We start from the raw sequence: 19,157 nt of genomic DNA, 5'->3' as shown, positions 1-19,157 counted from the left end.
CTCCGGCGACGTCTGAACGAACAGGAGTGAGAATCGTGACCACCGGCCCGATCGTGCCGCCCAATCAGTTCGGTATTTCCAGCCAGATCGGCAATGAACCGCAGATGTTGGTCAACGCCTGGCTGCCCTCGGGGCCGGCGATGCTGTTCTGTCCGGCGGACCGTCCCGATCGCTACCAGAAGGCGCTCGAGCGAGCCGACGTCGTCATCCTCGACCTCGAGGACGCCGTCGCACCGGAGAATCGCGTGGCAGCGCGGGAAGCGTTGATCGCCAACCCGATCGACCCCGACCGAACCGTCGTGCGTATCAACCCGGCAGGTACCGGCGACTATCGGCGTGATCTCGCAGCCTTGAGTGACACCAACTATCGGGTGGTCATGCAGGCGAAGGCCGAAACCGCGACGTCGATCATCGAGACGGCGTTTCAGACGATCGCACTCATCGAGACACCACTCGGGGTCGTCAACGTCAATGAGATCGCCCAAGCCGTCAACTGCATCGGATTGATGTGGGGCGCAGAGGATCTCGTTGCCGGTCTCGGCGGCAAGTCGAGCAGGTTCGGTCAGGGCGAGCGAGGTGCGGGTACCTATCGTGACGTTGCCCGCTACGCGCGCGCGATGGTGCGGATCTCCTCGGCAGCCGCCGGGATCTTCGCCGTCGACTCGGTGCACATCGACATTCCCGACACCGACGGTCTTGTTGCAGAGGTCCGCGACGCCGTCGCACTCGGATACGCCGCGACAGCATGTATCCACCCCTCGCAGGTGGAGATCATCCGCGCTGGCTACAGCCCGGATGCCGACGAGATCGACTGGGCCAAGCAGGTTCTCGAGAAGTCGGAGGAGTATCACGGTGGCGTCTTCAGCCTCGACGGGCAGATGATCGACGGCCCCGTGCTTCGTCAGGCCGAGGCTGTGCTGGCGCGTGCCGCCGCAGCCGAGAACCTCGACACCTAAATGACCGCATGATCAGGATATGAGTCCACGAGAAGAGAGTGATCCGAATGGCCGAGCCGACGGTCGAATTGGCCTATGCCCGTGGTGAAGACAACCCGCCGCTGCTGACGGAGACGATCGGGCAGACGCTCGCGCGAACGACCGAGGCGTACGGGGAGAACCTCGCACTGGTCGACGCGCCGAGCGGGCGCACCTGGACGTACCGAGAGTTCCGCACCGAGGTCCTCGCGCTCGCCGCCGGACTGCTGCGGCACGGCGTTCAGGCAGGCGATCGGGTCGGGCTGTGGGCCCCCAACCGACCCGAATGGGTGATGGTGCAATACGCGACCGCCGAGATCGGTGCCATTCTGGTCAATCTCAATCCCGCCTATCGCCAGAACGAACTCGACTACGCGCTCACGCAGTCGGGCACGAGCGTCGTGCTCGCCGCCGACCGCTACAAGGACTCCGACTACCGGGGAATGCTCGACGCCGCTCGGCCTTCGGCGCCGGAACTGCGTGAGGTGATCCTGTTCGAGACGCCCGAGTGGGATGAACTGCTCACCCGGCCGTCGGACGACGAGTTGGCTGCGGTGGCGCAACGTGCGTCGACGCTGCGGCCGGACGACTCGATCAATATCCAATACACCTCGGGTACAACGGGTTTCCCGAAGGGTGCGACACTCACGCACGCAAATATCAGCAACAACGGTTATCTCGTCGGTGAACTCCTCGCCTATACCGACGCAGACCGCATCTGCATCCCGGTGCCGTTCTACCACTGCTTCGGCATGGTGATGGGAAACCTGGCCGCGACGAGTCATGGTGCGGCCATGGTCATTCCGTCGCCGACATTCGATCCCGAAGCCGCGCTGCGCGCCGTCGCCGACTATCGCTGCACGAGCCTCTACGGTGTGCCGACGATGTTCATCGCCGAGCTGGCGCTCCTCGATCACGTCGAGCCCGGCCAGATCGATCTGTCGAGTCTGCGGACCGGGATCATGGCGGGTTCACCGTGCCCCGAACACGTGATGCGCCAGGTCGTTGATCGCATGCACATGGGCGAGGTCTCGATCTGTTACGGGATGACCGAGACATCGCCGGTGTCGTGTCAGACGAGAGTCGACGATCCGCTGGAACTGCGGGTCGGCACGGTCGGGCGCGTCGGCCCGCATCTGGAGATCAAGGTGATCGACCCGATTACGGGAGAGACACTGCCGCGCGGCGAGACCGGCGAATTCTGTACCCGCGGCTACAGCGTGATGAGTGGGTACTGGAACGAACCCGAGAAGACCGATGAGGCGCTCGACGCCGACGGCTGGATGCACACCGGCGATCTGGCCGTCATGGATCCGAACTCGTACGTACGGATCACGGGGCGCATCAAGGACATGGTGATCCGCGGGGGAGAGAACATCTATCCGCGTGAGATCGAGGAGTTCCTCTACACCCACCCGGACATCCTCGACGCACAGGTGATCGGAGTGCCCGACGAGCGCTACGGCGAAGAGCTGATGGCGTGGATTCAGTTGCGCGACGGCGTCGCCGACCTCACGGCCGACGACGTGCGCGAGTTCGCGACGGGCAAGATTGCACGCCACAAGATCCCGAGATACGTCCACGTGGTCAAGGAATTCCCGATGACCGTCACCGGCAAGGTGCGCAAGGTGGCGATGCGCGCTGAGTCCGTCGACCTTCTCGGGTTGGCGTAATGGCGTCGTCGACCGTCTCCGGATCGTCGGAGCGAGGCGAAACGACTACGCGTATCGATGATTTCGCGCGACAGGTCGCCGAGCGCTACGACGTCGATACGTCGTCATACGAGGCGCTGTGGTCGTGGTCGGTGGACAGTCCGGCGCAGTTCTGGCGTGCGGTGTGGGACTTCTACGATCTCGATGCCATTGCCGGTCCGCTCGCCGAGGGAGATGACGCCGTCCTCGCGTCGACGGAAATGCCGGGCGCGCAATGGTTTCCCGACGTCACCCTGAACTACGTCGATCAGGTCTTCCGGCATGCCGACGATCCCGACGCCGCTGCGCGGACCGCGATCGTCGGAGTCGACGAGAGCGGTACCCGTGTGTCGTTGACCTGGGCACAATTGCGTGACCAGTCGTTGTCGTTCGCGCACACGCTTCGCCGGCTCGGGGTCGGTGTCGGCGATGTGGTCGCTGCTTACCTGCCCGACATTCCCGAGGCGTTGGTGGCGTTCCTCGGAACCGCTGCGGTCGGTGCGATCTGGTCGGGTTGCGGACAGGACTACGCCCCGTCGGGCGCCGCGGGCCGCCTCGCCCAACTCGAGCCCAAGGTGCTGGTCACCGCCGACGGCTACCGATACAACGGCAAGGACATCGACAAGGCGGTCGACAGCGCGGAACTGGCAGGCCTTCTCGAAGGGCTGGGCTCCCACATCGTCGTAGGAGATCCGTCGCGACAGCCCGCGCGTGGCATCGAAATTCTGAGCTACGAGAGCGCCATTGCGTCGAGTTCGGAGACTCAGCCCGACGTTCCCGACGCCGACATCCCGGTGCGGGTCGGGTTCGACCATCCGCTGTGGGTGCTGTTCAGCTCGGGAACAACGGGGCGCCCCAAGGGAATTGTGCACGGGCACGGCGGCGTCGTCGTCGAACACCTGAAAGCCGCTGGGCTGCATGCCGATCTGTCGCGTGACGACGTTTTCTTCTGGCACACCGCACTGAGTTGGATGATGTGGAACTTTCAGGCAGCAGGATTGCTGGTCGGTGCCGAGATCGTCTGTTACAGCGGCTCACCGCTCTACCCCGACGCCGATCGACCCTGGGCACTCGTCGCCGACGAACGCGTCACCTACTTCGGCACCAGTCCCGGACAGTTGCAGGCAAGCCGCAAGGCAGGTCTGCGACCGGGCCGCGACCACGACCTGGCGGCGCTACGGGGAATCGGGAGTACCGGTTCGGCGTTGTCGGCAGACCTGTTCGACTGGATCGACGAAAACGTGCGCCCCGGAATCCCGGTGTCGTCGATCAGTGGCGGTACGGACGTGGTGACCGCGTTCGCGGGCGGATCGTCGGGGCAGCCGGTGGTGCCCGGTGAATTGTCGGTGCGGTACCTCGGTGTGGCGCTTGCCAGTTGGGCTCCGGACACCACGCCGCTGATCGGTGAGGTCGGCGAGATGGTCGTCACCGCACCGATGCCCTCGATGCCGGTGGGCTTTTGGAATGACCCGGACGGTGCTCGCTATCGGGCGGCATACTTTGCGCACGAGTGGTCGGGCACCGAGACCGACTCGGAACCCGTATGGCGACACGGCGATTGGGTCACGGTCACCGATCGGGGGTCGCTCATCATCCACGGCCGCAGCGACGCGACGCTCAACAAGCAGGGTGTGCGGATGGGCTCGGCCGACATCTATAAGGTCGTCGAAAGCCTCCCCGAGATCGCAGAGGGTTTCGTGCTCGGCGTCGACGGTCCCGACGGCAAGTACTGGATGCCGCTGTTTGTGACCCTGGTGCCCGGCGCCACGCTCGACGACGATCTGCGCTCGACGATCGCGTCGTCGATCCGCACACGACTGTCGCCACGACATGTGCCGGACGAGGTGATCGAGGCGCCCGGCATCCCGCACACCCGCACGGGCAAGAAGCTCGAGGTGCCGGTGACGGCGATCCTCGCGGGCCGCAGCGGCGTCGACGTCGACCCTCGGTCGATAGACGATCCGGGCCTCATCGACTGGTACTCGGAGCGCGGTCGCGAACATCAGTGGTGAGGGATCCGTCTCACACCGATGTACTAGCGTGGTCGGGGAACTGCCGTGCCATGTGTGCATGTGGGTGCGGCTCGCACGCTTCGACCAGGAGATATGACGTATGAGCTATCAGCCGGGAAGCTCCGGTTACGGCGCTTCCGACTCGGGCCAGGGTTATGGACAACAGGCCGGATATCCGCAGGCCGGGAGCGGGCAGCGCAGCTCTGACCAGCAGGGATCGTCGCAGCAGGGATCGTCCCTACAAGGATCGTCACAGCAGGGCTACGGACAGCAGGCGCCCGGTCAGTACGGCTACGGACAGCCTTCCGGCTATGGCCAGCAGGGTGCCGGGGGCTACGGACAAGCTCAGGGCTACGGGCAGCAGGGATATGGGCAACAGTCCGGATATCCCCAGTCCGGGTACTCGCAGCCGGGATACGGTCAGTCCGATTACAACCAATACGGGCAGGGGCAATACGGCTACGGTGCCGCGCCGAAGCCTGCGAGCCAGGGGCTTCCGGCGAACATTTCGTTCATCCTCGCCATCGCTCTGTGCGCGCTCGCGGCGCTGAACCTGTTCATCGGCTTCTGGAGCTATGGCTCCGGGCTGTCGTCCGGCATCATCGTGATCGCTCTGTCGCTGCTCGCGGCTTTGTTCCCGAACAAAGTCGCTGTCAACGCGCTCGTTCCGGTCTTGGCGGCTTGGACCAGCGCCGAAGCGGTGACTCGGATCTACTCGATCATTCGCTCCGCAGTGTCGGACGCTCAGAACTACGCGAACTACGGCGGCTACGTGCCCGCCTCCACCTCGTGGCAGGACTACGTGCAGTTGGTCCTGGCGTTGCTGATCGCGGGACTCGCGATCCTCTGGCTGCTCGTCGTGCTCGATGCGGTCAAGGTGGCACCAGCGCCGGGCGCTGCCGCGACGACAGGTTCGGTGCCCACCGGCGCGACCGTGACAGCCGTCGAGCAGACGACCATCGTGGCCGAGTCGACGCCCGCTACGCAGGCATACGGTCAGGCAACAACGACCGGCTACGGCGATGCACAGGCATCGGGCAAGGCGCAGGCGCCTGTCGCTTCGAGTCCCGCTGGCTCTCATTCCCCTGCGTCGGGTTCCTCTGCCGGTAGCTACGGACAGTCGGCGTACACCTACGGCCAGTCGCCCTCTCATCAGGCGGGCAGCTCAACCGCGTACGGCGCGGGCGCAGCGTCGGCACCGGAGTCGTCGCCCCAGGAATCGTCGCCCCACTCGTCGTCGTACTCGCCCTACTCGGCCTCGTCGTATTCGCAGTCGCAGCCGTCGGCGAGTCCGTCGGCCCAGCCCGGATACCCGGGCGGCACCGGAGCGTCAGAGTCGACAGGGCCGGGCTCGAAGGGAGGTTCGGGGTCCTCGCCGACCGCCGCGCCGTCGGCCGAGAGTGGATACGGGGAGCGCACCACGGCGTTCCACCGGCCCGAAGATCAGTCGGGTAGGGGCGGTTCGTCGTCGAGCTGACGACGCGGCCGACGCCCCTGGGCGGTGAATCCCCGGGGGAGCCATCCAGATAATTCGATATGCGCAGGGCCCCGCCACGTTGCGGGGCCCTGCGTGTATGCCGTGAGCGTCGTCTCTCGGCGCGTCTCCGACTCAACTGCAGTCACTCGTGTCACGCTCGTAACGATGTCGTCGATCAGGTCTGTGCCCAGAGAGAATCTTTCCGCGCGTCTGCGTCAGGTGCGGCGGGCGACCCGTGCCCAGCGTCTCGGCACCGAGGGCAGCGCGCGCGAGTTGATCCTCGTCGCGTTCGGGGTTCCGGTCATCACGCTGATGGTCCTCGTGGTCTGTGTGCTGGCAGTGCTCCTCATGTCCGGCGGAGATATGTCGGGCATCGCGAACGTGATTTCGGCGTGCTGGCTCGCGATCCACCAGGTGCCGTTGACGATGAACGGCGTCACGCTCGGCGTACTTCCCATGCTTCCGACCCTGCTCGTCGCAGCGGGAACCGCCGGATTCGCATCGTCGGCGAGCCGCGTCGGACGGTCTCCGTCAGAACTCGCGGCGATCGCGGCGGCTGCTATCGGCGGACCACTCGTGATCACCGCGATGGCATTGGCCGTGCTCATGGACGGATCGTCGGATATGCCCGTTGCCGCACCGAATGCGTTGTTGGCCTTCGGTTGCACGATCGCTCTGCACGGGCTGGCGACAGCCGCAGGTGTGGTCTGGAGACGACGTCGCGACCTCGCAGCACTGACCTCGGTGACCGCAGCCGACCGTCGAGGGTTTCGCTTCGGTCTCCTTGCCGCGGTTGCGCTCCTCGCGGCCGGGTCGGTGCTCGTTCTGGTGCGACTTCTACTGAGCTTCTCCGACGTCGGGCAGCTCCTCAGCGGCGGCTACCGCTTCGACGGTTACCTGGGGCTGACAGTGCTGTCGATCCTTTACCTTCCCAACGTGATCGTGGGCGCGACGGCAGTTCTCGTGGGCGCCGACGTCCACGTCGGGGCGATGTCGGTGGACCTGCTGTCCGTGCGCAGCGGCCCGCTGCCGCCCGTGCCGCTGCTCGCGGCGCTCCCCGATGCCGATTACGGCACGCTCGGCGTCGTCGGCTTCGTTGTCCCCGCTGCCATCGCCGGCTACGTCGGCTGGCGATGCCGATCGCTCGACCCGATCGCACACGTCCGCGCTGTCGGCGTGGCCGGAGCGGTCGCGGCGTCGATCATCGTGCTGCTTGCCTGGCCCGCGGGCGGCCAACTCGGCGAGATCGGCGCGACGGGCGTCAATGTCGCAGCGGCGGGAGTGTTCACGCTCGGTTGGGTTGTCGTCGTCGGCCTGATCGTCGCGCTCATCTACGGCTGCCTGCCATCGACTCGGCGCGCCAGGCTGCAGATCGAGTCCGGCGGTGAGGATTCCGACGATCTCGACACCTGGCTCGACGACTCCGGATACGACGACGACTACGTCGTCGACTCGCGGGACGAGGACGGCTCGTGGGACGACAACGACTCCTGGGACGAGGACGACTCCTGGGATGAGAACGACGACGCCGGCGGCGGCGCGGACTTGGACAGTGCTTCGGAGTACGAGGACAGCGACGTCGACGTGACCGACGACGTGAGTGCCGAGTCCGAAGGTGGCGCGGATGACAGCGCCACGGTGTTCGACGACGCCACGGTGTTCGACGACGCCACCGGGCTCGACGACGCCACTGGGTTCGACGACGCCACAGTGCTCGACGACGGCGCCGGGTTTGACGATGACGGAAGCGGCGTCGACTCCGTCAGCACCGCGGACGCAGCGACTCGCTCACGGGGCGCGAACAGCGATCCACTAGGCTCGCAGATGTGAACAGAACCCCCGTAGACGCTGCCGGTAGCCCGGTACGCGTCCCGATCGTCGTGATGGCGTCGGGTACGGGAACACTGCTCGAGTCACTCATCGACCGTGCCGACGGCCCCGATGCCGCCTTCGAGGTGACGGCAGTCGTCGTCGACCGTGATTGCCGCGCAGCGTCGATCGCGCAACGCCATGAGATCCCCGTCATCGTGTGTCGTGTCTCCGACCACGCCGACCGCGCCCGCTGGGACGAAGCGCTGGCCGAGCAGGTGGCAGCAGTTGCGCCCGCGTGGGTGGTGACCGCAGGTTTCATGAAGATCCTGGGCCCGGCGTTCCTGTCGCGATTCGGTGGCCGCATCGTCAACTCTCACCCAGCGTTGTTGCCGTCGTTTCCCGGCGCGCACGGCGTCGCCGACGCTCTCGAGCACGGCGTCAAGGTGACCGGCGCGACGATCCACCTCGTTGACGACGGTGTCGATACCGGCCCGATCCTCACGCAGGCGCCGGTGATGATCTCACCGAGCGACACGGAGGAGACCCTGCACGAACGCATCAAGTCGGTCGAGCGATTCCTGCTCGCCGACGTTGTGGCGAAACTCGTCACCCGAGGAGTTGTCATCGACGGACGAAAGGCCCGGATTCCGTGAACGCAGCCACCCCCGCAGACACAGGTCGACGCCCCATCAAGCGCGCGTTGGTCAGTGTGTACGACAAGACCGACCTCGCCGATCTCGCGTCGTCGTTGCACGAGGCGGGCGTCGAACTGGTCTCGACCGGGTCGACTGCGAAAACCATTGCGGCAGCAGGTATTCCGGTGACCGAGGTGTCGGAGGTTACGGGATTCCCAGAATGCCTCGACGGACGAGTCAAGACACTCCATCCCAAGGTGCACGCGGGCATCCTCGCCGATAGTCGCAAGGAATCGCACGTCGCGCAGCTCGAGGAATTGGGTGTCGCACCTTTCGATCTCGTCGTGGTCAACCTGTACCCGTTCACCGAGACCGTCGCGTCGGGTGCCACCCCCGACGAGTGCATCGAACAGATCGACATCGGCGGACCGTCGATGGTGCGCGGCGCGGCCAAGAACCATCCCACCGTTGCCGTCGTCGTCGACCCGATGGACTACGAGCAGGTCTCCGCTGCCGTTGCCGAGGGCGGATTCACGCTGACGCAGCGACGTGAGTTGGCCGCCAAGGCATTTCGGCACACCGCTGACTACGACGTCGCCGTCGCCTCCTGGATGTCGCAGGAGGTGGCGCCGGCAGCGGACGGTTCGACGTTCCCCGAATGGTCCGGATTCACCTGGGAGCGTTCCGCTGTGCTGCGCTACGGCGAGAATCCTCACCAGGCCGCGGCGCTCTACCTCTCCACCGCGGCTCCTGAGGGGCTCGCGTCGGCAGAACAGTTGCACGGCAAGGAGATGAGCTACAACAACTACACCGACTCCGACGCCGCCTGGCGCAGCGCCCATGACTTCGACGCACCCGCCGTCGCAATCATCAAGCACGCCAACCCCTGTGGCATCGCAATCGGCGAGACGATCGGCGAGGCACACCGTCTCGCCCACGCGTGCGACCCCGTCAGTGCATACGGCGGCGTGATCGCGGCCAATCGTGAGATCACCGTCGAGATGGCCGAACAGGTCGCCGAGATCTTCACCGAGGTGATCATCGCTCCGGGCTTCGCCGACGGCGCGCTCTCGGTGTTGCAGCGCAAGAAGAACATTCGCATCCTGCGCGCCGTCCCGCCGGTGCGTGCAGGACTCGAATTCCGTCCGGTGTCCGGTGGCCTGCTCATGCAGGATCGCGACATCCTCGACGCCGAGGGCGACAACCCGGAGAACTGGACACTCGTCGCAGGACCCCCCGCCGACCCCGACACCCTCGCCGACCTCGAATTCGCCTGGCGCGCATGCCGCTCGGTGAAGTCCAATGCCATCCTGCTCGCCAAGGACGGCGCCTCTGTCGGCGTCGGCATGGGGCAGGTCAACCGGGTCGACTCGGCGCACCTCGCCGTCACCCGCGCAGGCGAGCGGGCCAACGGGAGTGTCGGCGCATCGGACGCCTTCTTCCCGTTCCCCGACGGGCTGCAGGTCCTGATCAACGGTGGAGTATCGGCCGTCGTGCAGCCGGGCGGGTCGATCCGCGACAAAGAGGTCATCGAGGCCGCCGCCGAGGCCGGCATCACCCTGTACCTCACCGGTGCACGGCATTTCGCGCACTGACCTGATCTCGTCGACTGTGCGCTCCGTCGGGCCGAGTGGGCGTCGCGTTCTGCCGACTGGGCGCTCCGTCGCGCTGAGTGGGCGTGACCGATGAGCGTGCTCGACCTCGTGCTGCTGTTCGTCGCGGGGTTCGGCGCCGGGCTGATCGGATACGTCACCGGCTTGGCGTCGGTGGTCAGCTATCCCGCCCTTCTGGCAGTGGGACTCAGCCCGATCGCGGCGAACGTCACCAACACCGTGTCGCTCGTCGCGGTGGGGGCGGGGAGCCTCGGCCAGTCCGGCAAAGTACTGCTCGCGGGTGATCGTCGGCCGCTGTACGCCGGTGTGGTCGCATCGCTGATCGGCGGCACGATCGGCGCGATCATTCTCTTGATCACGCCCCCTGACAGCTTCAAGGTGATCGTGCCGTACCTCGTCGGTTTTGCGGCGATCGCTCTGCTCGTTCAACCACAGCTTCGACGACTCGCCTCACGCCATGCCGACCGTCCGTGGCTCTTCGTCGTCGGACTCGGCCTGATCTCCATCTACGGCGGCTACTTCGGTGCGGGCGCGGGCATCGTGCTTCTCGCCCTGACTCTCGTCGTGACGAGCGAACCACTTTGGCGCGCAACGCTGTTGAAGTCTCTGTTTCTGGGCGTCGCCAATCTTGTTGCGGCCGTGGGCTTCATCATCTGGGGCCCGGTTCATTGGCCGGCGGCGATCGCGATGGCGATCGGTTGCTTGATCGGCGGTTGGTTCGGTCCGCCTGTGGTCAAACGACTGCCCGCCGGGCCCCTGCGTATCGCGGTGGGACTCGGCGGGCTCGGTCTTGCTGTGTGGTTGGCGTTCAGCTGATACGCGTCGTCGAGTCGAGATCCCTTGCGCGAACGTACGCTTGGCGCACATAATCGTCGACGTCCCTAAAGAAGAGGCGACCACCGCGCCAATTCAGGGCGGCTTTTTCTCACGCTGAGGAAAAAGATGGTCGCGCGCTGCCCGGACCGGTACACATAGCCGGTGACTTTGTTCGTCGACATCTCGCCCGAAGAGCAGCAGGGCGGGCAACCAGGGGTCGAGAAGACCTCGACCGGCAGCAGGCTTCGTTCTGTTGCACTGCAATTCGGTCTCCCCGTGCTCTCCGTGGTTCTGTTCCTCGCTGTCTACCAAGCCGTCGCCGTCAGCGGCGTCTGGAGCGAGACATTCGTGCCGCGTCTCGGCACCGTATGGCACGCCTTCGTCGAAATGTCGACGACGCACAACGGTGTCGTCGGATATGCCGGTTACTACTGGTGGGAACACCTCTACATGACGCTGCGTCGTGTGTTCGTCGGTGTCGTGATCGGCGTTGCGGCGGGTGTTGTCCTCGGGCTGATCATGGGGTCGATCCCGTGGGTCCGTCGACTTCTCGAGCCGTGGCTGACATTCCTGCGCGCGCTGCCTCCGCTGGCGTACTTCTTCCTCCTGGTCATCTGGCTGGGAATCGACGAGGCGCCGAAGATCACGCTTCTCGCGTTGGCTGCTCTTCCACCGGCAGCGGTGGCGACCACCACCGCCGTCAGCGCCACCCCGGTGTCGCTGATCGAGGCCGCACGCGCGCTGGGAGCAAGCAGGCGTGAGGTGATCTCCGACGTCGTGATTCCGGCCGCACTGCCCGAAACATTCACGGGCATCAGGCTTTCGGTCGGCATCGCCTATTCGTCGGTGGTCGCGGCGGAGCTCTTCAACGGTATTCCCGGCATCGGAGGCGTCGTCAAGGACGCCAGCAACTACAACAACACTCCCGTCGTGCTTGTCGGCATTGTCCTCATCGGACTGTCGGGTCTTGTCATCGACGGAATACTTCGGATGATCGAGCACCGCCTGGTGCCGTGGCGCGGAAAGGCCTGAACAACAATGACATTCCTGACATCGAGCAAGGCTCGTCGATCGCGGCTGCGCTCGCTGGGGGTGACGGTCGGTGCTCTCGTCGCTTCGGCTGCGGTCGTGCTCACCGGTTGCTCTGTCGACAAGTCCGGCGGCGACAGCGACAAGCCGACGATTCGCCTTGCCTACCAGTCTTTCCCGAGCGGTGATCTGATCGTGAAGAACAACAAGTGGCTCGAGGACGCGCTACCGAACTACAACGTCAAGTGGACCAAGTTCGATTCAGGCGCCGACATCAACACGGCGTTCGTCGCGAAGCAGATCGACTTCGGCGCAATCGGTTCGAGCCCCGTGGCGCGCGGGCTCTCCGCGCCGTTGAACATCGCCTACCAGGTCGCGTTCATCCTCGACGTCGCGGGCGACAACGAGGCGCTGGTGGCGCGCAACGGAACCGGGATCAATTCGATCGCCGACCTCAAGGGCAAGCGCGTGGCGACGGCATTCGCGTCGACCTCGCACTACAGTCTGCTCGCCGCACTCAACCACGCCGGTGTGAACCCCAAAGACGTGAATCTGATCGATCTTCAGCCGCAGGCCTCGCTGGCCGCATGGCAGCGCGGAGATGTCGATGCCGTCTACACCTGGCTGCCGACACTCGACGAGTTGCGCAAGTCCGGTAAGACGATCGTGACCAGCCGTGAGGTGGCCACCTGGGGTAAGCCGACGCTCGACCTCGGCGTCGTGTCGTCGGACTTCGCGAAGGATCACCCCGACGTCGTCGACACCTGGCGCAAGGCGGAAGCGCGCGCTCTCAAGCAGATCCACGACGATCCGCAGGCGGCAGCCAAGGCTATTGCCGCACAGTTGAACACGACGCCCGAGGACGCGGCCAACCAGCTCAAGCAGGGCATCTACCTGACTGACGCCGAGCTGACCTCGCCGCAGTGGCTCGGCACCGAGGGTAAGCCGGGCAACGTCGCCGACAACCTGCACAGCGCCGCGGAATTCCTTGCGGAACAACAGCAGATCCCGTCGGCGCCCCCGCTGTCGACGTTCCAGAACGCGATCTACACCAAGGGGCTTCCCGGTGTCCTCACAGCACAGTGATACCAAGGTTGACGCCGGTAAGAAGGTCGACGTTGCGGTGACCGAAGGCGAAGCGTCGTCGACTCCCATTGCAGCGCAAGGCGAAGGCAGCATCAGCCTGCGCGCGGTGACCCAGCGGTACGGCAAAGGCAATGACGCTGTGACGGCCGTCGGGCCGGTCGACCTCGAGGTCGACCCCGGTGAAGTGCTCGTGCTCGTCGGGCCGTCGGGTTGTGGCAAGTCGACGCTCCTGAGGCTGATCGCCGGATTCGAGGACCCCGCGTCGGGCGTCGTAGAGGTTTCTGGGAGCAAGCCGGTGCCCGGCACCTCATCCGGTGTGGTCTTCCAGCAGCCGAGGCTGTTTCCGTGGCGCACCGTCGGAGGCAACGTCGACCTCGCCCTGAAGTACGCAGGCGTGCCGCGTTCGGATCGGCCGGCACGCCGGGAGGAACTCCTCGCGCGAGTCGGTCTGTCCGACACGGCGAATCGTCGAATCTGGGAGATCTCGGGTGGCCAGCAGCAGCGCGTCGCCATCGCGCGTGCGTTGGCGGGCGACACGTCGCTGCTCCTGCTCGACGAGCCGTTCGCGGCCCTCGACGCGCTGACGCGGGAGACGCTTCAGGAGGACGTGCGGACGGTGAGTGCCGAGCTGGGCCGCACGAATGTCTTTGTGACGCACAGCGCGGAGGAAGCGGCGTTCCTCGGATCGCGGATCGTCGTGTTGACCAGCCGTCCTGGTCGTGTCGCCCTCGACATCTCGTCGCCGATTCCGCGTACCGGTATCAGCGCCGACGACATCAGAGACTCCGCTGAGTACACCGTTCTGCGCACCGAGATCGCTAGCGCGGTCAAGAGCGCGGCGCGCGGCGAATCTGCTGGGAAGAAGTGAGCGTCGGGGTTTTTATCGCGCTGCGGTAAACCCTGTTCCGGCTGCTCGTCGGTGACTAAACAGGTGGTGTGAGCACAACCTCCCACCTCATCGCACCCGCCGGCACGCTTCGCGCTGCCGATCGGTGTCGACTGTGGGACTCTGTTGTCGACGGTGGGTCGGCGCGGACCACGGCCTTTCAGGAGCAGCAGGGGTACGCGCAGATGATTCACCGGATGACATGGGCAGACGGCAGCCACCACGGTTCGCCGCCGGTCTCTCTCGGACTCGCAACCACTTACGACTCCCCGAGAAGGACCCACCATGACCATTTCACTCCCTGATTCCTCACGTACCGGCGCACAAGCCCCACTCGATTCGACGCCAATTGATTCGGCGACGGTCGCATCGGGCGTCGAGTTCGACATCGACGAATTCGGCCCACGATTCGGCGCCGAGATCCGCGGCGTCGACGTCGCTTCGGCATCCGACGACGAGATCCGCGCCATCCGGGCCGCGCTGATCGAGTACAAGGTGATCGTGCTGCGCGACCAGCACCTCGACGACGCGTCGCACGTCGAATTCGGCCGTCGCGTAGGCGATCTCACCGCAGGACATCCCGTGTGGAACAGCGGCGACGTGCCTGCCGAGGTGTACTCGCTGGACAGCACTGACAACGGTTTCGCCGACGTCTGGCACACCGACGTCACGTTCATGCCCCGACCGCCGATGGGCTCGATCCTGCGCCCGGTTGTGTTGCCGCGCAACGGAGGCGACACCAACTGGGCCGACGCCGAGCTAGCGTACGAGTCGTTGTCGGCTCCGGTACAGCGGCTCGTCGAAGATCTTTCTGCCGTGCACGACGGTAATCGAGAGTTCGGCTACTACCTCAAGCAGCGTCGGGGTGGTCGCGGAAACGTCTGGGACGGAAAGGAAGTCACCGAGTTGGTACCGGTGACCCATCCCGTCGTGCGCGTGCATCCGGAGACCGGGCGCAAGTCGTTGTTCGTCAACCCGGGCTTCACGTCGCATATCGAGGGCGTGTCCGATGCTGAGAGCCGGGGCATTCTCGATCTGCTGTATGCGCACCTGACAAAGCCGGAACACATTGTGCGACACCGCTGGCGCCTCGGTGACCTGGTGCTGTGGGACAACCGCAACACCCTGCACTACGCCAACCGCGACTACGGCGACAACCGCCGGGTGATGCACCGCATCACGCTCCGCGGCGACGAGCCGGTGGCCCCGGCCGCCGCTGGCTGAGCGGGGCGGGCGTAGCGAGGACTCAGGTCAGTTCGACCGGCGGGCTGGGCCCGTTTTCCGCTGGTTGAGCGGGCGCGAGCGCAGCGAGCCCCCGAGTCGAAACCACTCTCGCGGGGGCAGTTCAGCCAGCGGGTGGTCTCGACAGGCTCGACCAGCGGGGTGCGCTCGGCCGGACCGGGCTGCGCCGCGGGGTACGCCCGATCCGTATGACAGTGGGCCTCGGTTTTCGGGCTGCGCGTCATACTGATCGGCGGTCCCGGCTGGCGAGGGGTGGTCTCGACAGGCTCGACCAGCGAGTTCAGCTCGACCAGCGGGCTGGGCCCGTTTCCGCTGGTTGAGCGGGCGCGAGCGCAGCGAGCACCCGAGTCGAAACCACCTTGGCGAGGGAAGCTCGCGCCAGCGACGGGTGCACCCGGCCAGCGGGTGGTCGCGACAAGCTTGACCACCTGGGCTCAGCTCGGCTGGCTGCGTCGAGCCCGATCAGTATGACGGTGGGCCCTGGGTTTCGGGCTGCGCGTCATACTGATCGGCGGTCCCGGCTGGCGAGGGGTGGTCTCGACAAGCTCGACCAGCGGCGCGCGGCTCGACCAGCGACGGGGTGGTCTCGACAAGCTCGACCAGCGGTGGCGGCTCGACCAGCGACGGGGTGGTCTCGACAGGCTCGACCAGCGGGTTCAGCTCGACCGGCGACGGGGTGGTCTCGACAAGCTCGACCAGCGGTGGTGGCTCGACCAGCGGTGGCGGCTCGACCGGCGACGAGGTGGTCTCGACAAGCTCGACCAGCGGCGCGCGGCTCGACCGGCGACGGGGTGGTCTCGACAAGCTCGACCAGCGGTGGCGGCTCGACCAGTGGCGGCTGCTCGACCACCAGCGCGCGGCGTATTCAACCAAAGGGTTGACAACCCGGCGGCGCCGTCGCACACTCGTATTCAACCAAACGGTTGAGGAGGGCGAGTGGCAGACGAGTTGTCCAAGGTGTTCGCCGCGCTGGCGGACCCGACCCGGCGTGACATGGTCGCGCGGCTCGCGGTTTCGGATGCGACGGTCAGTCAGCTCGCCGAGCCATATGACGTCAGCATTCAGGCGGTGTCGAAGCACTTGAAGGTGCTCGAAGACGCAGGCCTGGTGACCCGCACCCGGGAGGCGCAGACACGTCCTGTCCACCTGGAAGCCGAGGTGTTCGACCTCATGACCAAGTGGATCGAGCGGTACCGCCGGACGGCCGAGGAGCGCTATCAGCGTCTGGACGTCGTACTGGCAGAGATGAACAACGCAGAGATGCACGACGCGGTTCACCGCGGCAACGAGACACCGACGAAGAAAGGCAAGGCATCATGAGCACGCAGACGCGCTATCCGGAAGCCACCATCGAGGCCGACAAGGAGGTGCCGATCATTCGCATCACACGCGACTTCCGTGGCACCCCAGCACAATTGATGAGAGCGCACACCGATCCCGAGCTGTTCGTGCGCTGGGTTGGCCCAGACGTGATCTCCAGTCGAATCATCGAGTGGGACGCGCGAAACGGTGGAAGTTGGCGCTACGCCGCGACACATGGCGATCAAGACCACTACTTCCGCGGTTGCTTCCACACCGTTTCCGACGACACGATCGTGCAGACCTTCACCTGGGAGGGCATGCCCGATCAGGTGGCGCTGGAGACGCTGCACTTCGAGGATCTCGGCGACGGCACGACGCGCCTGCACGCCCAATCCCTTTGTGACAGCTTCGAAGCCCGCGATGGCTGGTTGTCGTCGGGCATGGAGGTCGGGGTCAACGAGGGCTACGCCAAACTCGACGGCCTGCTCGGAGAACTCTGACATGACGACGTCGCTCGCTGAACTCAGCGCCGCGGACCGTCATCGCATCATCGCGGACGGGTTCGCGGAAGAGGTTGCAGCAGTGCAAGACTGGGACGCTCCGACGCCGGTCGGCGGATGGGTGGCGCGCGACGTCGTCGCTCATCTCGTCGACTGGTTCGCGAGCTTCCTCGCCGCCGGGGGAGTGCAGCTACCCGACGGCCCGTCTGTCGCCGACGACCCGCTCGTCGCCTGGCAGGCGCGCAGTGCCGCGATCGGCGAACTGCTCGACGGCCCGTCGTCGAATTCGGTTTTCGTTCACCCGATGGTCGGTGAGCATCGTCTCGCCGACGCGATCGATCAGTTCTACACAGCCGACGTCTTCATGCACACCTGGGATCTCGCGGCGGCCGGGGGCAGGACCGCGGACCTCGACCCCGTCTTCGCGCAGCGCCTGCTCGACGGCATGACCGGTATCGAGGAGCTGCTGCGATCGTCGGGTCAGTACGGACCGGCGGTGCCTGTTGACGACGACGCCGATCCGGTCGCGAGGCTCGTCGGATTCATCGGGCGCGATCCCGCCTGGCGTCCCGAGCGCTAGCGGCGAACGGGCTCGCGAACCCGGCGCCCGCACGCTCGACGGGAGTACCGTGGAGAAGGTGCCAGAGGAGAACTTCACCACATCCAACTCCCAAACCACCGAAAGTCGCCCACCCTCACCAAGAACCGTCGGCGAGTTGCGTGCCAGCGGCCATGTGCAGCGCAGTGTGCGTGACGAGATCCGCCACAACCTGCTCACAGCGCTTCGCGAGGGCGACGACCCGTGGCCGGGAATCGTCGGGTTCGAGGCGACGGTCATACCGCAACTCGAGCGTGCGCTGATCGCGGGCCACGACGTGGTCATGCTCGGTGAACGCGGCCAGGGCAAAACGCGCATTTTGCGCACACTGGTCGGTCTGCTCGACGAGTGGACGCCGGTCATCGAGGGCTCTGAACTCGGCGAACATCCGTACGAGCCGATCACGCCGGCGTCGGTTCGACGCGCAGCCGCACTTCTCGACGAGCTCCCGATCGAGTGGCGTCATCGCAGCCAGCGCTACAGCGAGAAGCTCGCGACACCCGACACCTCCGTTGCCGACCTCGTCGGCGACATCGACCCGATGAAGGTGGCCGAGGGACGCAGCCTCGGCGATCCGGAGACGATTCACTTCGGACTCATTCCCCGCGCGCATCGCGGCATCGTCGCCATCAACGAGCTGCCCGACCTTGCCGAACGCATCCAGGTCTCCATGCTCAACGTGATGGAGGAGCGCGACATTCAGGTGCGCGGCTACACACTGCGACTCCCGCTCGACGTCCTGGTCATGGCGAGCGCGAACCCCGAGGACTACACCAACCGCGGCCGCATCATCACACCGCTCAAAGACCGCTTCGGCGCCGAGATCCGGACGCATTACCCACTAGAACTCGACGACGAGATCTCCGTCATCGAGCAGGAAGCCGACCTCACGGCGACGGTTCCGACATTCATCACCGAGATCCTCGCCCGCTTCACCCGCTATGCGCGCGACCATCCGTCGATCGATCAGCGTTCGGGTGTCTCGGCGCGATTCTCGATCGCGGCCGCAGAGACCGTGGCCGCCGCAGCGTTGCATCGCGCCACCGTGACCGGAGAGGACGTGCCCGTTGCGCGCGTCGTCGACCTTGAATCGGTCATCGAGGTGCTGCGCGGCAAGATCGAGTTCGAGTCGGGTGAAGAGGGGCGCGAGCTCGAGATCCTCGAGCACCTGCTCCGCAAGTCCGTCGCCGATACCGTTCGCGCACACCTCGGTGGCATCGACATGGCGCCGCTCGTCGACGCCCTGGAGAACGGGGAACCCGTTGTCACCGGCGACAGGGTCACAGCGTCGGACTTCTTGGCGTCGATCCCCTCACCCGAGACGACGGCCGGAGTCATCGACGGCATCGCCGAACGACTCGACGCCAAGGCGGACGGCGAGCGTGCGAGCGCACTCGAATTGGCGCTCGAGGGACTGTTTCTGGCCCGTCGCATCGGCAAGGAAGCCGACGACGAGGGGCAGACCATCTACGGCTGATCTACGC

Annotated in this window: 17 protein-coding genes; 16 read left to right on the top strand and 1 reads right to left on the bottom strand. The window is 65.8% G+C overall.

Annotation, left to right across the window (positions count from 1 at the left end):
• Positions 1-104 precede the first annotated feature (104 nt).
• The 12 genes from ACRVY7_RS02540 (at position 105) to ACRVY7_RS02485 (ending at position 15,255) form a co-directional block, all read left to right on the top strand.
• Positions 105-956: an HpcH/HpaI aldolase/citrate lyase family protein gene (locus tag ACRVY7_RS02540; protein ID WP_049698089.1), complete on the top strand. Its 852-nt coding sequence runs from the start codon at positions 105-107 to the stop codon at positions 954-956.
• Between the two features lie 47 nt (positions 957-1,003).
• Positions 1,004-2,647: an AMP-binding protein gene (locus tag ACRVY7_RS02535; RefSeq protein WP_431815870.1), complete on the top strand. Its 1,644-nt coding sequence runs from the start codon at positions 1,004-1,006 to the stop codon at positions 2,645-2,647.
• Positions 2,647-4,677, top strand: coding sequence for an acetoacetate--CoA ligase (locus ACRVY7_RS02530; RefSeq protein ID WP_431815869.1), 2,031 nt, complete (start codon positions 2,647-2,649; stop codon positions 4,675-4,677). The genes ACRVY7_RS02535 and ACRVY7_RS02530 overlap by 1 nt, the downstream gene beginning before the upstream one ends.
• Positions 4,678-4,777: 100 nt before the next feature.
• Complete coding sequence (locus ACRVY7_RS02525) at positions 4,778-6,154, top strand: hypothetical protein (RefSeq protein WP_431815868.1); 1,377 nt, start codon at positions 4,778-4,780, stop codon at positions 6,152-6,154.
• Positions 6,155-6,319: 165 nt separating this feature from the next.
• Positions 6,320-7,984: a cell division protein PerM gene (locus ACRVY7_RS02520; protein ID WP_431815867.1), complete on the top strand. Its 1,665-nt coding sequence runs from the start codon at positions 6,320-6,322 to the stop codon at positions 7,982-7,984.
• 53 nt (positions 7,985-8,037) lie between these two features.
• Positions 8,038-8,619, top strand: coding sequence for a phosphoribosylglycinamide formyltransferase (gene purN / locus ACRVY7_RS02515; protein WP_431816377.1), 582 nt, complete (start codon positions 8,038-8,040; stop codon positions 8,617-8,619).
• Positions 8,616-10,196 carry a bifunctional phosphoribosylaminoimidazolecarboxamide formyltransferase/IMP cyclohydrolase gene (gene purH / locus ACRVY7_RS02510; protein WP_290724705.1) on the top strand — a complete coding sequence of 527 codons (1,581 nt, stop codon included), beginning with the start codon at positions 8,616-8,618 and terminating at the stop codon, positions 10,194-10,196. Before purN ends, purH begins: the two co-directional genes overlap by 4 nt.
• 90 nt (positions 10,197-10,286) lie before the next feature.
• Complete coding sequence (locus tag ACRVY7_RS02505) at positions 10,287-11,030, top strand: sulfite exporter TauE/SafE family protein (RefSeq protein ID WP_431815866.1); 744 nt, start codon at positions 10,287-10,289, stop codon at positions 11,028-11,030.
• Between the two features lie 162 nt (positions 11,031-11,192).
• Positions 11,193-12,062, top strand: a complete 870-nt coding sequence (locus ACRVY7_RS02500; RefSeq protein WP_064870027.1) for an ABC transporter permease — start codon at positions 11,193-11,195, stop codon at positions 12,060-12,062.
• Between the two features lie 6 nt (positions 12,063-12,068).
• Complete coding sequence (locus ACRVY7_RS02495; protein WP_431815865.1) at positions 12,069-13,145, top strand: taurine ABC transporter substrate-binding protein; 1,077 nt, start codon at positions 12,069-12,071, stop codon at positions 13,143-13,145.
• 37 nt (positions 13,146-13,182) lie between these two features.
• Positions 13,183-14,013, top strand: coding sequence for an ABC transporter ATP-binding protein (locus ACRVY7_RS02490; RefSeq protein ID WP_331436647.1), 831 nt, complete (start codon positions 13,183-13,185; stop codon positions 14,011-14,013).
• 303 nt (positions 14,014-14,316) lie between these two features.
• On the top strand, positions 14,317-15,255 hold the full coding sequence (locus ACRVY7_RS02485; RefSeq protein WP_431815864.1) for a TauD/TfdA dioxygenase family protein: 939 nt from the start codon (positions 14,317-14,319) through the stop codon (positions 15,253-15,255).
• A gap of 480 nt (positions 15,256-15,735) precedes the next feature.
• Here ACRVY7_RS02485 and ACRVY7_RS02480 read toward each other — a convergent pair whose 3' ends face one another.
• Positions 15,736-16,146: a hypothetical protein gene (locus tag ACRVY7_RS02480; protein WP_431815863.1), complete on the bottom strand. Its 411-nt coding sequence runs from the start codon at positions 16,144-16,146 to the stop codon at positions 15,736-15,738.
• Positions 16,147-16,209: 63 nt separating this feature from the next.
• Between ACRVY7_RS02480 and ACRVY7_RS02475 the strand changes: the two genes are divergently transcribed.
• Genes ACRVY7_RS02475 through ACRVY7_RS02460 form a run of 4 tightly spaced genes read left to right on the top strand, consistent with a single transcriptional unit; the run spans position 16,210 to position 19,150 of the window.
• Positions 16,210-16,593, top strand: a complete 384-nt coding sequence (locus ACRVY7_RS02475; RefSeq protein ID WP_431815862.1) for an ArsR/SmtB family transcription factor — start codon at positions 16,210-16,212, stop codon at positions 16,591-16,593.
• Positions 16,587-17,075 (top strand): SRPBCC domain-containing protein, encoded by a 489-nt coding sequence (locus ACRVY7_RS02470; RefSeq protein ID WP_331436648.1) that lies wholly within the window; start codon positions 16,587-16,589, stop codon positions 17,073-17,075. Before ACRVY7_RS02475 ends, ACRVY7_RS02470 begins: the two co-directional genes overlap by 7 nt.
• 1 nt (position 17,076) lies before the next feature.
• Complete coding sequence (locus tag ACRVY7_RS02465) at positions 17,077-17,655, top strand: maleylpyruvate isomerase family mycothiol-dependent enzyme (protein ID WP_431815861.1); 579 nt, start codon at positions 17,077-17,079, stop codon at positions 17,653-17,655.
• A 49-nt stretch (positions 17,656-17,704) separates the two neighbouring features.
• The gene (locus ACRVY7_RS02460) at positions 17,705-19,150 is read left to right on the top strand and encodes a sigma 54-interacting transcriptional regulator (protein WP_431815860.1); all 1,446 of its coding nucleotides are present in this window, start codon (positions 17,705-17,707) and stop codon (positions 19,148-19,150) included.
• The last annotated feature ends 7 nt before the right edge of the window (positions 19,151-19,157 follow it).

The organism is Gordonia jacobaea (assembly GCF_965344965.1).
In the GTDB taxonomy this organism is placed as follows: Bacteria; Actinomycetota; Actinomycetes; order Mycobacteriales; family Mycobacteriaceae; genus Gordonia; species Gordonia jacobaea.
Note: the sequence above shows the minus strand (reverse complement) of the source record. Positions and strands in the feature narration are given on the sequence as shown.

What these genes read in the sequence shown, in the direction of transcription:
- ACRVY7_RS02540 (WP_049698089.1), top strand. Translation starts at nt 105, where the DNA reads ATGTTGGTCAACGCCTGGCTGCCCTCGGGGCCGGCGATGCTGTTCTGT.
- ACRVY7_RS02535 (WP_431815870.1), top strand. Translation starts at nt 1,004, where the DNA reads ATGGCCGAGCCGACGGTCGAATTGGCCTATGCCCGTGGTGAAGACAAC.
- ACRVY7_RS02530 (WP_431815869.1), top strand. Translation starts at nt 2,647, where the DNA reads ATGGCGTCGTCGACCGTCTCCGGATCGTCGGAGCGAGGCGAAACGACT.
- ACRVY7_RS02525 (WP_431815868.1), top strand. Translation starts at nt 4,778, where the DNA reads ATGAGCTATCAGCCGGGAAGCTCCGGTTACGGCGCTTCCGACTCGGGC.
- ACRVY7_RS02520 (WP_431815867.1), top strand. Translation starts at nt 6,320, where the DNA reads ATGTCGTCGATCAGGTCTGTGCCCAGAGAGAATCTTTCCGCGCGTCTG.
- purN (WP_431816377.1), top strand. Translation starts at nt 8,038, where the DNA reads ATGGCGTCGGGTACGGGAACACTGCTCGAGTCACTCATCGACCGTGCC.
- ACRVY7_RS02505 (WP_431815866.1), top strand. Translation starts at nt 10,287, where the DNA reads ATGAGCGTGCTCGACCTCGTGCTGCTGTTCGTCGCGGGGTTCGGCGCC.
- ACRVY7_RS02495 (WP_431815865.1), top strand. Translation starts at nt 12,069, where the DNA reads ATGACATTCCTGACATCGAGCAAGGCTCGTCGATCGCGGCTGCGCTCG.
- ACRVY7_RS02485 (WP_431815864.1), top strand. Translation starts at nt 14,317, where the DNA reads ATGACCATTTCACTCCCTGATTCCTCACGTACCGGCGCACAAGCCCCA.
- ACRVY7_RS02465 (WP_431815861.1), top strand. Translation starts at nt 17,077, where the DNA reads ATGACGACGTCGCTCGCTGAACTCAGCGCCGCGGACCGTCATCGCATC.